This is a genomic window from Brevibacillus laterosporus (assembly GCF_030489605.1).
Classification (GTDB): Bacteria; Bacillota; Bacilli; order Brevibacillales; family Brevibacillaceae; genus Brevibacillus_B; species Brevibacillus_B laterosporus_E.
In genome coordinates this window covers 463,416-476,042 of record NZ_JAUKFY010000001.1, presented here as the reverse complement: position 1 = coordinate 476,042, position 12,627 = coordinate 463,416, and the positions used below count along the sequence as shown (strand labels likewise).

General features: G+C 43.2%; 11 protein-coding genes. All 11 read right to left on the bottom strand.

The window, feature by feature from the left end; genetic code table 11:
• A partial coding sequence (locus tag QZ995_RS01865) for a hypothetical protein (protein WP_301802239.1) occupies window positions 1–1,829 on the bottom strand: 1,829 nt, incomplete at its 3' end.
• Between the two features lie 200 nt (window positions 1,830–2,029).
• Window positions 2,030–2,944: an NAD-dependent epimerase/dehydratase family protein gene (locus tag QZ995_RS01860; RefSeq protein WP_301802235.1), complete on the bottom strand. Its 915-nt coding sequence runs from the start codon at window positions 2,942–2,944 to the stop codon at window positions 2,030–2,032.
• 1 nt (window position 2,945) lies between these two features.
• Window positions 2,946–3,401 (bottom strand): NUDIX hydrolase, encoded by a 456-nt coding sequence (locus QZ995_RS01855; RefSeq protein ID WP_301802234.1) that lies wholly within the window; start codon window positions 3,399–3,401, stop codon window positions 2,946–2,948.
• Window positions 3,402–3,579: 178 nt separating this feature from the next.
• Window positions 3,580–4,872 carry a glutamate-1-semialdehyde 2,1-aminomutase gene (hemL, locus tag QZ995_RS01850; protein WP_301802232.1) on the bottom strand — a complete coding sequence of 431 codons (1,293 nt, stop codon included), beginning with the start codon at window positions 4,870–4,872 and terminating at the stop codon, window positions 3,580–3,582.
• 149 nt (window positions 4,873–5,021) lie between these two features.
• Window positions 5,022–6,083 carry a siroheme decarboxylase subunit alpha gene (gene ahbA, locus QZ995_RS01845; RefSeq protein ID WP_301802229.1) on the bottom strand — a complete coding sequence of 354 codons (1,062 nt, stop codon included), beginning with the start codon at window positions 6,081–6,083 and terminating at the stop codon, window positions 5,022–5,024.
• Between the two features lies 1 nt (window position 6,084).
• On the bottom strand, window positions 6,085–7,065 hold the full coding sequence (hemB, locus tag QZ995_RS01840) for a porphobilinogen synthase (RefSeq protein ID WP_301802227.1): 981 nt from the start codon (window positions 7,063–7,065) through the stop codon (window positions 6,085–6,087).
• Between the two features lie 15 nt (window positions 7,066–7,080).
• Entirely contained in the window at window positions 7,081–8,589 is a 1,509-nt protein-coding gene (gene cobA, locus QZ995_RS01835; RefSeq protein ID WP_301802225.1) for a uroporphyrinogen-III C-methyltransferase, read from the bottom strand.
• Complete coding sequence (gene hemC, locus QZ995_RS01830) at window positions 8,586–9,527, bottom strand: hydroxymethylbilane synthase (RefSeq protein WP_301802223.1); 942 nt, start codon at window positions 9,525–9,527, stop codon at window positions 8,586–8,588. Before hemC ends, cobA begins: the two co-directional genes overlap by 4 nt.
• Before the next feature lie 10 nt (window positions 9,528–9,537).
• Window positions 9,538–10,179: a precorrin-2 dehydrogenase/sirohydrochlorin ferrochelatase family protein gene (locus QZ995_RS01825; RefSeq protein WP_301802221.1), complete on the bottom strand. Its 642-nt coding sequence runs from the start codon at window positions 10,177–10,179 to the stop codon at window positions 9,538–9,540.
• A 13-nt stretch (window positions 10,180–10,192) separates the two neighbouring features.
• The gene (locus QZ995_RS01820; RefSeq protein ID WP_003334885.1) at window positions 10,193–11,011 is read right to left on the bottom strand and encodes a cytochrome C assembly family protein; all 819 of its coding nucleotides are present in this window, start codon (window positions 11,009–11,011) and stop codon (window positions 10,193–10,195) included.
• A gap of 100 nt (window positions 11,012–11,111) precedes the next feature.
• Window positions 11,112–12,479, bottom strand: a complete 1,368-nt coding sequence (gene hemA / locus QZ995_RS01815) for a glutamyl-tRNA reductase (RefSeq protein ID WP_064017819.1) — start codon at window positions 12,477–12,479, stop codon at window positions 11,112–11,114.
• Window positions 12,480–12,627 lie beyond the last annotated feature (148 nt).

Here is a 12,627-nt window from a genome sequence, read left to right as displayed (position 1 = left end):
TTCGCTTCAGAAACTGTCTCTTGCTGCCTTGCTACGGCTTCTTTGGGTTCGGCAACTGTCTCTTGCGGTCTCGCTACTGCCTCTTTTGGTTCTCTAGATGCTTCCTGATGCTCTGCAATCAATTCAAATGGCTCAGATTGCTCAATGTGAGATGACTCCTCCTTAAAAGGAACTTCTTCGCAAAAAGATTCCCTCTCCTTCTCCTCTATATCTACTTCTGGTTCAATCTGCTCATGATAGGAGACAGGTTCTGCAAATACACCATTAGTCCGTACCTCCTGATCTTCCACTGGCTCTTCCACATATTCATTAGGATTGAGCGGCTGATACGTAGCTTGATATGGAGATTCAGCGATACGCTCCGGTTGGTACTGCATCCCAGCAAAAGGTTGAGGGACTGGACTAGGTGGATACGGAGGTGGTTGATAAAACATTTGTTGTGGTGCATATGGCGGCATCTGGGCAAACGGATATTGTGGTGGTGGCTGCTGTTGATAAAACTGCCCTGCCATCGGTTGAAATGGGTTTGGAGGTGGTGGGGCAAAAGGAATAGGGTTCGGGTCTACAACCATTCCGTGTCCGTGCCCCGGTCCCTGGTGACCTGATCCCTGCTGGTAAGAATTTGTTTGATAAAATGGTTGTGTACCAAACGGCGGTGCATACTGCGGGGGTTCTGGCCCAGAAATTGGATGAAATCCATGCTCATAAGGTGATTGCTGTTCTATGGAATCTGCTTGTAGATCTGAGTAAGCTTGATAAGGTACATTGCTTGATTGCTGGATTTCCTCGATCTCTTCCCGTTCTGCTTCATCAGCTTCTGCTTCATATGCTGCATATTGTGGATGCTGATAACGAAACCGTGTTGCCGAATCTTGATCCCAGCTATTTTGAGCTACATCTTCTGACTGCATTTGAAAACCCGGAAATGGTTGATATGACTGGTATTGCTCGGTTTTCTCAAATTGATCATTTTGATTATTCTGCCCATATTGCTCGTATTGATGGTGTTGATCATTTTGCTCGTATTGCTCGTATTGCTCGTATTGCTCATATTGATGATATTGTTCATTTTGCCCATATTGCTCGTATTGCCCATATTGATCATTTTGCCCATATTGCTCGTATTGCTCATATTGTTCATTTTGCTGGTACTCTGCATGGGCAACCTCATCTATCAATTCTTGTCCGTCTTCGTTTTGATGTTCCAATTGAGCCTCTACTTCTTTCTCTAAAGCCGCCAGCTTTCGTTCTAGATCATCAATAGTGACATGCTGATATCCCTGTTCTTCACTCTCATCGTCGGCTACTTGTATATATTCCCAAGTGTCAGTTGATTTTTGCGATTGCTGCTCAGCACGAATCTCCTGATCATTCTTTAGCTGGATTCCATCTATTATCAGGTCAGCGGTAATGAGTAATTGTTTAGGGCCTTTTAACTCATAATCAAAACTATCAATAATCCCGTGAATATCAGAAACCTCTTTGGTTCTGGAAATAGGAACAGAGATACTTAATGGGATACGATGCAAGATCTCAGCCTCTTCGTCAGAGAAAAAAACGCTAGCATCTCCTTGTTCCAACTGCAACGGAGTAAATCTCATTGCCGAAACCAAGGTGTCCGTTCCGCCATTTTCATTGGCGTTCTTGGTCGGCACATACTTGCCTCGCAGTTGTAAGGACCCACATATGGTAATCTCATAATCATTTTCCCTTATCTCTAAATCGGGTAATAACTCCAGTTCCCGTAGCTCTTCAATTTCTGGTTTATCTGATGAGAGAAATATAGTCTCTTTCATTTGAAACGATAACAGTCCATCTTGTACAGACACACCTGCTCCTCCTTTCAGCTCCACAAGCTTTCCCTATATCTATATGGACAGAGCAACGGAAATAGAACATATGAGAAGGATTTGGCATAAGGATGCGTCTTACCTGGTCGTGTTGAAAAAAATCCCGCTCTACCTTGATAGGTAAACCGGGATTTCTTATCAAAACGTACAATCAGCCTCATTTAGATGATTGTACGTATTTATTCGTGATTACTTACATAAATCTCTTCTTTTTCAAATGTTTTCGTGATTCTCTGAATAAGTGATGGCAGCCATTCTTGTAAAGGAACAAATAAAAAGCCTGTCTCTTTTGCCTTTTCATTACTCATGCACCATACTGATTGGGTTACCCCGAACGGGGACATATGTTCATCTGCTGCTTCTGACATAATAATAGCTTGTTTGCCTGTACTCTCTTCAATCAGACTGATAAGTCCTTTTAATGTAATACCCCCATGGGAGCAAGCGTTAAAAGTCCCTTCCAGCTCCTCTTCAGCAGCCCACAGCAAAAAGCGTGCAGCTTGGTTAGCTGGAATAAACCCAATGGTCGCATCTAGGTTCGGAATCCCGATCGGCCATTGTTTCATTACATGTTCTACGTGAAAATGCAAGCGACGCGTATAATCATCATCCCCCAGAACGATCGGAAATCGAATGGCTGCTACAGGAAAAGGAGCTTCTTGAAAGAATACCGCTTCAGCCAAACGTTTGCCTTCCTTATAGGATGTTTCTTGTCTCGTCACGTATTCAATAGGGTAATGATAGGGATCAAAATCCTCTTCCGTTACAAATCTGTCTGCCTCGTCATAGACAGATAATGTAGATGTAAAAATATAACGGGACACTTTATCGGTAAAAACCTTTATAGCAATCCGAGCATCCTCTGATGAATAGCAAATATTATCAAAAATCATATCGAATTCATAATCCTCAAATGCAGACAGCATGGATTCCTCATCATAACGGTCGACAATAATTCTCTCCACCTGATTACCAAATGGATCTTCGGTAATCCCTCGGTTTGCAAGGGTGACTTTTATACCTTTATCCAAAAGCTCCTGAACCAACCTTTTTCCAAAAAAACGAGTTCCCCCTAAAACAAGCGCTGTTTGCACATTATCCCTCCTTATTATCAAATCCATAGCTATTAAACCAAATCTCAGATTGACTGACCGAAAGCTCAATCGCTTTTTTTATGTACGAAATGGTATTCTGAGGAAGATCATGAATAGAGAACCATGCTAGTTCATCACATTTATGAGGCTCTGCATTATAAATCTCTCCGGACCATTCTGTTGCCGTTACAAAAAAATCGATACGCTCATCATTTGACAAGCGATGCATAATGCCCGTTATCGTTACTTGATCAGGCTTTAAGATAATGCCTGCTTCTTCACGCGCTTCACGAATCGCAGCTTCTATCACCTGCTCACCACCATCAAGGTGACCGGCTACAACACTGTAATTACCATCTTCGTATCCGGTCTGATATCGTCTTAACAGCAGAATGTTATTACCTTTTCGCAAAAAAATATGTACGGTGACTGGTGCGGTAAATCGCTCTCCTCCCATGTCATTCCTCCCTTGGTGTCTTTTTTTTCTGTTATAACCCCCTCATTTATTATATCATCTTGCCAGGAAAAGTAGGTGAACTTTACTTTTTTCAGCAAGTTTTATGAATACAAAAAAACAGACAGATAAGTTTATCTGCCTGCTTCACTATCTATATTCTTCTTTGAGCACTTCACATCTAGACTAAAGTAGCCATTGCCTTATAGCTTGCTTGAATCGTCTTTTCAATATCTTCATCAGTATGCATAACGGAGACGAACATTCCTTCGAATTGGGAAGGCGGAATCATAATCCCTTCTTGCAACAACTGTTGGAAGTAACGTGAAAATTTATCTACATCTGCTGTTTTAGCTGTCTCATAGTTGATTACTGGTGTATCTGTAAAGAATAAACATACCATGGAACCAACACGGTTTACGGTATGAGGAATTCCTAATTTAGTCGCATTAGCGGCTAAGCCTTCTGCTAGTCGGGCAGAACGAGCATCAAGCTGTTCGTAGACTCCTGGTTTACCAAGCTCCAATAATGTAGCAATACCCGCTGCCATTGCTAAAGGATTACCCGATAAGGTTCCTGCTTGATATACATTGCCTGCTGGAGCTACGTGCTGCATAATTTCGCGTTTCCCACCGTATGCACCGACTGGCAAGCCGCCACCAATGACCTTACCCATCGTGGTTAAATCAGGTGTGATACGATACAAGTCTTGCGCACCGCCTCGAGCTACACGGAAGCCTGTCATTACTTCATCAAAAATCAGCACTGTACCATGTTTCTCCGTAATGCTACGCAGTTCCTCGAGAAAGCCCGGCTGAGGTGGTACTACACCCATGTTTCCGCCAACTGGTTCTACAATAACAGCAGCTAGCTCTGAGCCGAATTTTTCAAAGGCAAGACGTACACTATCAACGTCATTATATGGTACCGTAATTGTATTTACTGCAGTTGTTTCAGGCACACCAGGGCTATCCGGCAAGCCTAAGGTAGCAACACCCGAACCAGCCTTAATCAGTAAACTGTCCGCGTGGCCATGATAACAGCCTTCAAACTTCATAATTTTATCGCGCTTTGTGTACCCACGCGCCAACCGAAGCGCACTCATTGTCGCTTCAGTCCCTGAATTCACCATTCTCACAACTTCTACTGAAGGAACAATGTCACACACCAGCTTTGCCATTGTGGTTTCACGTTCTGTAGGTGCTCCAAAGCTAGTACCCAGTAAAGCAGTTTCACTAATCGCCTGCAATACTTTTGGATGAGCATGCCCCAAAATCAAAGGTCCCCAGGAGCCAATATAATCAATATAAGTATGTCCATCAACATCTGTAATACGGGACCCTTCCCCTTTTTCAATATAAATAGGATTGCCCCCTACGCTTTTAAATGCACGCACAGGACTATTAACCCCGCCGGGAATGTATTGTACCGCTTCTTTATGTAATTCGATTGATTTCGTGAATTGTCGAGTCATTCCACTCACCCCATTAGTATCTGTTATCGTGAAACTGGTAGAAAAAACGCTTGTTTGAAAGTGATCAAACAAGCGTTTTCCTGTTATGACAATATGCTCCTTATCAGGAAACAGCGCATGTATTCCAAGCTATCGGATATTGTGAGCGATTACTTATCCAATCCCAGTTTTGCCGCCATCTCATTTTCCCATTCATAAATCTCAGGTGTAAAATAGGATACGCGTGTTTTCTTGTATTCCTTCGTAGAGTACAATGTAATACGGTCAGTGATACCCGTTTCATCCTCAATAGCTTGTAGGATTGATTCACACTCTTCTTTATCACGGCCATGCACCATCGTAAAGATGCTGTACTTCCAATCTGGGTAGGTAGGACGTAAATAGCAATGGCTAACCGCTCGGAAGGAGCCCATTTTCATTCCAATTTCCTCTGCTTGTTCTGCTGGTACATTCCATACACCCATACCATTTGCACGGAATCCAGCTTTGCGGTGGTTTAGTACCGCAGAGAAACGACGCATTTGGCCACGGTCTACCAATACTTTTGCGTGGTTCAATAATTCCTCTGTTGTCATGCCAGCATTTTTTGCCCATTCATCAAATGGACGCGAAACAATTGGCAAATCCTTTTGCAGTTCGATAATCACCTTGATATCTTCATCAGTGATGCCAAGATCAATTGCTGCCTGGCGCATTTCTTCTGTGTAAGTAGGAGCAGATTTTGTATTCGCTTCTGCCTCCTTTTTCACATCTAGTTGTACCCCGATTTTAAATAGTTTAAGAGTAGGTAGAATGCGAATCGATTCCACATTAGACAATTCTCCTAAGATTTCAACCGTTTTTTCCAATCCAAAACGACTGTTCGGAGGTAGAGCAATCGTAAACCACAGGTTAAAGTCATGGTTGCGTTTATAGTTATGTGTAATACCAGGGTGGGAGTTAAAAATCTTGACAGCCATTTCATCTAATTTATCAGGAGCAATCCGAGCGGCTACCAGACTTGATTTATATCCTAATGCTTTTGTATCACAAATAGCTGAGATTTGACGGATAGAATCACCCTTCATTTTTTCCAGGCGAGCCATTAATTCCTCTTCTGTTGTCCCTAAATTTTCTGCCATAACTTTAAAGGGTTCAGGAACCAATGGAATCTCTTTTTGAATGGCATCCAAAATCTCTTTATCTAACGCATCTAATAAGTCAACCGACATGTTATGAACCTCCTTGTAGCCACTTGGCAACATCTTTAGCATGGTACGTAATGATTAAATCAGCACCTGCGCGTTTGAATCCCATCATCGTTTCCATAACAACGCCTTGCTCGTCAATCCAGCCATTTGCACTAGCCGCTTTTACCATAGAGTACTCTCCGCTGATATTGTAAACAACTAACGGCAAATCAAAGCTTTGACGCAAACGTAAAACCATGTCCATGTAAGCAAGACCCGGTTTTACCATTAAGAAATCCGCACCTTCCATCACATCAGATTCTGCTTCGCGCAAACCTTCACGCGCATTAGCATAGTCCATTTGGTAGGACTTACGGTTACCGAACTTCGGAGCGGATTGAGCTGCTTCACGGAACGGGCCGTAGTATGCAGAAGCATATTTAACCGCATAAGACATAATCGGAATATGTGTAAATCCAGCTTCATCTAAAGCTTCACGAATGGCGGTAACAAATCCGTCCATCATATTAGATGGCGCGATGATGTCGGCGCCAGCTTTAGCCTGTGATACAGCAGCTTGGCTTAATAAAACAAGAGACTCATCATTTAGCAGCTCTCCGCATTCATGCAAAACACCGCAGTGGCCATGGTCCGTATATTCACATAGGCATGTATCCGCAATCACAAGCAGATCAGGGAAAGAGGCTTTTATGTGACGAATCGCTTGCTGTACAATCCCATTGTCTGCATAAGCTTCTGTTCCAAGCGCATCCTTATGCTCTGGAACCCCAAACAAAAGAACAGCCTGAATGCCTAGGCTAACGATTTCTTCAACTTCTTCATTAAGACGATCCAAGGAAAAATGGTAAACGCCAGGCATAGAGGAAATTTCTTTTTTGATGTTCTCGCCTTCTACTATGAACAGCGGATAGATCAAATCTTCTACACGCACATGGTTTTCTCGTACAAGGTTACGCATCGCTTGGCTTCGGCGCAAACGACGATGACGGTCAAATTTAATCATAGTCTACTTCCCCTTTTACGTGGTAATTAGTGCATTGACTAGTCCTTCAATTGTATATTCACTTGCCATGATATCCACTTGCAAGCCTGCTTGTCTTGCCGTATCCGCTGTAATCGGTCCAATGCAAGCAATCTGAACACCTTGAAGTAATTGGGTAAGATCGTATTCTTTCAGCGCTTCCACAAAGTTTTTGACCGTAGAGGAGCTGGTAAATGTAATGATCTGTATCGCCTTTTCTTCCAACAGGGAAACCGTTTCCCCAATGTTCTGTGCATCTATAACTGTATCATAGGTATCTACTTCCGTCACTTCCATGCCGAGAGTTCTCAGCTCTCGTGGCAATGTTTCGCGCGCTATATCCGCACGTGGAAGCAAGACTTTAGAGCCTGGCTGCAACTCATCCTTAAGTGATTCCACCAAGCCCTCTGCAAGAAACTCGCCAGGTAAGACATTTACCGTCAAGCCTCTTTCTTCTAGCATGGAGGCGGTTTTCGGACCAACGGCCGCGATCTTACCAGTTAAGGTGCGAATGTCAATTTTTAACTCACGCAAGCGTTTAAAGAAGAATTGAACCCCATTTGGACTGGTAAACATGACCCAGTCATAAGCTGATAGCTGTTGCAGTGCGACATCCAATTGCGGCAGAGCCTGTGGCTCAACCATCTTTATCAGCGGGAATTCATAGGCCTCCCCGCCTAATTCATTGATTTGATTCGATAGTTCACTGGCTTGACTTCTAGCACGCGTAACGAGTACACGCTTCCCAAACAACGGCTTTTTCTCAAACCATTGTAATTTTTCACGAAGCGTAACCACTTCACCAACTACAATGATAGAAGGATTCGTTAAGCCTGCCCGCTCACGCTTCTCTACGATGTCCTCTAAGGTACCGACCAAGGTTTCCTGTTCGACCAAAGTCCCCCAGCGCACCAAAGCTACCGGTGTTTGTGGAGAGCGGCCATTCTTCATTAATTGTTCCGTAATATAAGGGAGATTGCCTACTCCCATGTAAAAGATAATCGTGCCAACAGCCGTGGCTAATTTTTCCCAGTTAATGCTTGATTCTGTTTTCTCTGGACGCTCATGTCCCGTCACTATCGCTAACGAGGAATTAAAATCGCGATGGGTCACTGGGATGCCTGCATACGCCGGAGCAGCAATCCCTGAAGTGATCCCTGGTACAATCTCAAATAAAATATCGTGCTTAGCCAATTCTTCAGCTTCTTCTCCAACACGACCAAAGATAGACGGGTCCCCACCTTTTAGACGAGTAACCACTTTCCCTTCTAATGCTTTATCGACTAATACCTGATTGATCTCTTCCTGAGTGAGGGTATGACGATCAGGCAGTTTTCCACAATAGATTAACTCTACGTCCGATTTTGCATGAGCTAGCAATCGTGGACTTGCCAACCGATCATACACGATGCAATCAGCCATTTGAATCGTTTCCAAACCACGCACCGTAATTAGCTTAGGGTCACCAGGCCCAGCACCTACTAAGAAAACTTTTCCTTTATTCATTGACGGTTCTCCTCCAATACTTTAGCAAGCACTTCTTGCGCCCCCTGACGGAGCAGCTCTTCTGCCAAATTTTCACCTAATGCTTGAGGATTGTCTCCAGTCAATGTTGCTTTAAACAATTGGTTTCCATCAGGAGACCCTACCATCCCTGTAATGCTAATGGAAGGCTTTTGATTTGCATCAAGCTGTACTTCTGCGTAAGCACCAATCGGCACTTGACAGCTTCCCTCCATCTTGTGAAGAAAAGCTCGCTCCGCCTCGACCGCATAACGCGTCTCCAGATGATCAAACCGTTGTAAAAGTGACATCATTTCAGCATCATGTGTACGACACTCAATAGCAAGCGCCCCCTGCCCCACCGCAGGAAGACTGATTTGCGGATCAAGATACTGCGTGATCGTGCCTTTCCACTCTACACGTTTAAGACCAGCGGCAGCCAGAATAATTGCATCAAAATCCTCTTCCTCTAGCTTGCGGATTCGTGTATCAATATTTCCTCGAATCGGTTTAATAATTAGATCAGGTCGGTAATGCAGCAATTGGGAGGAACGGCGCAAACTGCTCGTTCCCACCACAGCACCTTGTTTTAGCTCATCTAGCGTCTTACCGTCCTTGGAAATCAGCACATCCCTTGGGTCTTCCCTTTTTGGAATGGCACCGATCGTCAAACCTTCTGGTAAGACAGCAGGCATATCTTTTAAACTATGGACAGCCATATCAGTTTGCTCTTCCAACAGGGATTGTTCGATTTCTTTTACAAACAGACCTTTACCGCCCACTTTGGAAAGTGTAACATCCAGAATGCGATCTCCCTTTGTAACAATCTCTGTGATGCTGAAGCTTGATGCAGGGTCTATTTCACGCAAACGAGCCAGCACCCATTTTGTTTGGGTAAGTGCCAGCATGCTTTTACGCGATCCAACTTTCCACTCTTTCATGTCTGCCTCCCTATAATTGCTCTCTTTGTTTCACCTGTTGTAGTAAAGCATCTGCCATCTGCTCTCTTTGCAGGGAAGGCGCCTCTACATATCTATCATCAAGCAACTCTTGAAAGATTTGTTTGCGCACGGTGGCATCTTTAATCTCCTGTAAAACCTTTAATCGCATCTGAGCTAAAAAGTCAACATAGCCCTCATATTCCTGACCAAACTCTTGTTCTATCCTTCTACGCAGTTTACTTGCCAAACTGGGGCTTGCACCCGAAGTAGATACAGAAATCACCAGCCTACCTCGCTTAACCGTAGAGGGAACGATATAATTGCATAAGTCTGGCCGGTCTGCAATATTTATAAAAGCCTTGATTCTTTTCGCTTGTTCATATACCGAATAGTTGACATGCCGATGATTGGTCGCAGCTACGATAAAAAAATACGGACTTAAATCCTGTCCCTGATACAGCTCACGTTTCCAATTGATCTTCCCCTGCTCGGTCCATTCAGCTAACAATGGCGTTATCTCAGGAGAAATAATGGTGATTTTGGCCCCACATTCGAGTAGAGAACCTACCTTGCGCTGAGCTACTTCTCCACCACCAATAACTGCACAGAGCATTCCCTCCATTTTAACATGAATTGGATAATGCGGATTCATCTGCCCCACCTCTCTACGACCATTGATGAAATTGTGAGTAGGGATCAATCAGCAAAAAATTAAGCAATAAACATACAAATGCAATGATGTTTATCCATGCTGCCACTTTTCCCAACCATTGATTCCGAACCCTTTGATACAACAGCATACTATATAAAATCAGAACGACGATCGACATACATACTTTCGCGTCCATCCAAAATCCATGTGAAAAAATCAATTGTGCCCAAATACTGCCTAAAATAACGGACAACAAAAGCAGCGGCACACCAAAAATGTTTAGTTTAAAAGAAAACGCATCCAATTTCTCCAAACTCGGGAGCCGTTGCCACAGCGGTGTCCATTTTTTTTGCTTCAGCATATGTAGATTCACAAGATACATACCTGAGAATATCATGGACACAGCCAGTAATGCGTAGCTAATGATAGCAATAGTCACATGAATAAAAATAAAATCAGAGATAACTCCGCTGTGCTGCGGAGTTGCTGGCTCTGAAAAGAACATGGATAAGGTGAGAACTCCAAACCCGATCACATTAGTAAAAAATAGTAAGAAATCAATGCGAGCTACAGCATGTATGATCAGAGAAAGGGTTACCAGTACCCAAGAATAAAAAACTAAGGTTTCAAAAAAGGTAACAACGGGCAAATATGACTTTACGATCATTTGGTAAACAAAAAAGATGGTTTGTAACAACCAGACAATCGAGAGTAGTCCTAGCGCAATTTGCTTCATTCGCCGGTTACTCTGCAAAAAATCATTGAAGTAACAAAGTACACCCGCTGCATAGAGAAAGATGGTCAAGTCATAGAGCCATCTTGCATTTGCCATACACGCTCACCTTTCCCTACTATCTAGATCACGCCCATTTTCTCAATTGCCTGTGAAAACAGGCGGAGCAAGAAGAAATCCGTTTCTTTCTCGCCTCTTGCTAGAAACGCTGTTCACGTGATTGTAATGAAACAGCTTTTTCCCGTCTTAAGCTTTCACGCTTTTGTTGCTCCCATAATGCTTCCTGTTTTTTACCTTCCAATATTTCATCCAAAGCAAAAATTGTAGAAAAGATATCGAGTACCTCTTCTCCTTTCTTTTGGACGGTCAACTCCTTCAGTTGAACGATTGGATCATGCAGTAATTGGGAAATAATTCCTCGTGTATGCTTACGAATAATATGCATTTCCTTCTCATTTAAATGCGGCAATTTGTTTTCAATTTTGCGGATTGCTTCTCCATGAATGGAAAATGCTTTTTCGCGCAAAGCCGCAATCAAAGGCACAACGCCCAGCGTCTGTTTCCAGTTAATGAACTCCTGCTTCTCTTCCTCAATCATAAGTTCAATGCGCTCTGCTTCTTTGGAGCGTTCAGCCAGATTGCTCTGAACAATGCCCTCCAGATCATCTATGTCATACAAGAATACATTTTCCAATCCATGAATATCAGGATCAAGATCTCGCGGCACGGCGATATCAATCATAAACAATGGCTTATGAGGACGCTGCTTCATAATCGGCTTTAATTGTGCTTTTGTTAAGACAAAACCGGTTGCTCCCGTCGAACTGATGACGATGTCTGCTTTAGCCAGCTTCTGGGGCAGATCCTCCATGGTACAGGCTTCACCGCGGAACTGTTCAGCTAAGGTCTGTGCACGTTCCAGCGTACGGTTTGCTACTGTCACATGAGCCACTCCGTTTGCGTGCAAATGCTTAGCTGTTAATAAACTCATCTTACCTGCACCTAAGATCAGTACATGCTTATCAGCAAAGCTTCCAAAAATCTTTTTGCCAAGCTCAATCGCAGCATAGCTGATCGATACAGCATTTTGGCCTACAGAAGTCTCCGTATGAGCCCGTTTTGCAAGGGTTACAGCCTGTTTAAACAGTGTATTAAAAATAGTTCCAGTAGTCTCATGTTGTTGTGCTAGGAGAAAAGCGTTGCGAATTTGACCAATGATTTGTGTCTCTCCCATTACCATGGAATCGAGTCCACAGGTTACACGGTACAAGTGCTCAATCGCTTCGTCATTTTCCTTTACGTACATATAATCGAGAAGCGACTCTTTCTCTACGCCAAACCATTCTGCAAGAAAATTCCGTGTATAAAATCTACCGGTATGCAACTGATCGCAAACCACATAGATTTCAGTCCGGTTACAGGTTCCCACGATGATACATTCTAGAATGCTTTTGGTATGAGATAGAATATGAAGTGCTCTCGGCGTGCTGTCGTCATTAAACGTGAATTTTTCACGAATTTCGACAGGCGCTGTCTTATAATTTAGGCCGAGCAGTAAGATTTCCATAGCCTTCCTCCCGTGTCATTCAAATACGGATTTTAGCTTCTTTATTATAACATTATGTCCGTAAGCAAGTAGTTTAAAATGTGAAAATTTCATTAAAGTTATCCAAAAAACCTTGTCAAATGTGCTATTCACTGGTTCGACAAATTAC

Bases quoted from the DNA above. Each gene is read 5' to 3' on its own strand.
- QZ995_RS01825 (WP_301802221.1), bottom strand. From the start codon at position 10,179: ATGAATCCGCATTATCCAATTCATGTTAAAATGGAGGGAATGCTCTGT.
- hemB (WP_301802227.1), bottom strand. From the start codon at position 7,065: ATGATTAAATTTGACCGTCATCGTCGTTTGCGCCGAAGCCAAGCGATG.
- ahbA (WP_301802229.1), bottom strand. From the start codon at position 6,083: ATGTCGGTTGACTTATTAGATGCGTTAGATAAAGAGATTTTGGATGCC.
- cobA (WP_301802225.1), bottom strand. From the start codon at position 8,589: ATGAATAAAGGAAAAGTTTTCTTAGTAGGTGCTGGGCCTGGTGACCCT.
- hemC (WP_301802223.1), bottom strand. From the start codon at position 9,527: ATGAAAGAGTGGAAAGTTGGATCGCGTAAAAGCATGCTGGCACTTACC.
- QZ995_RS01855 (WP_301802234.1), bottom strand. From the start codon at position 3,401: ATGGGAGGAGAGCGATTTACCGCACCAGTCACCGTACATATTTTTTTG.
- hemA (WP_064017819.1), bottom strand. From the start codon at position 12,479: ATGGAAATCTTACTGCTCGGCCTAAATTATAAGACAGCGCCTGTCGAA.
- QZ995_RS01820 (WP_003334885.1), bottom strand. From the start codon at position 11,011: ATGGCAAATGCAAGATGGCTCTATGACTTGACCATCTTTCTCTATGCA.
- hemL (WP_301802232.1), bottom strand. From the start codon at position 4,872: ATGACTCGACAATTCACGAAATCAATCGAATTACATAAAGAAGCGGTA.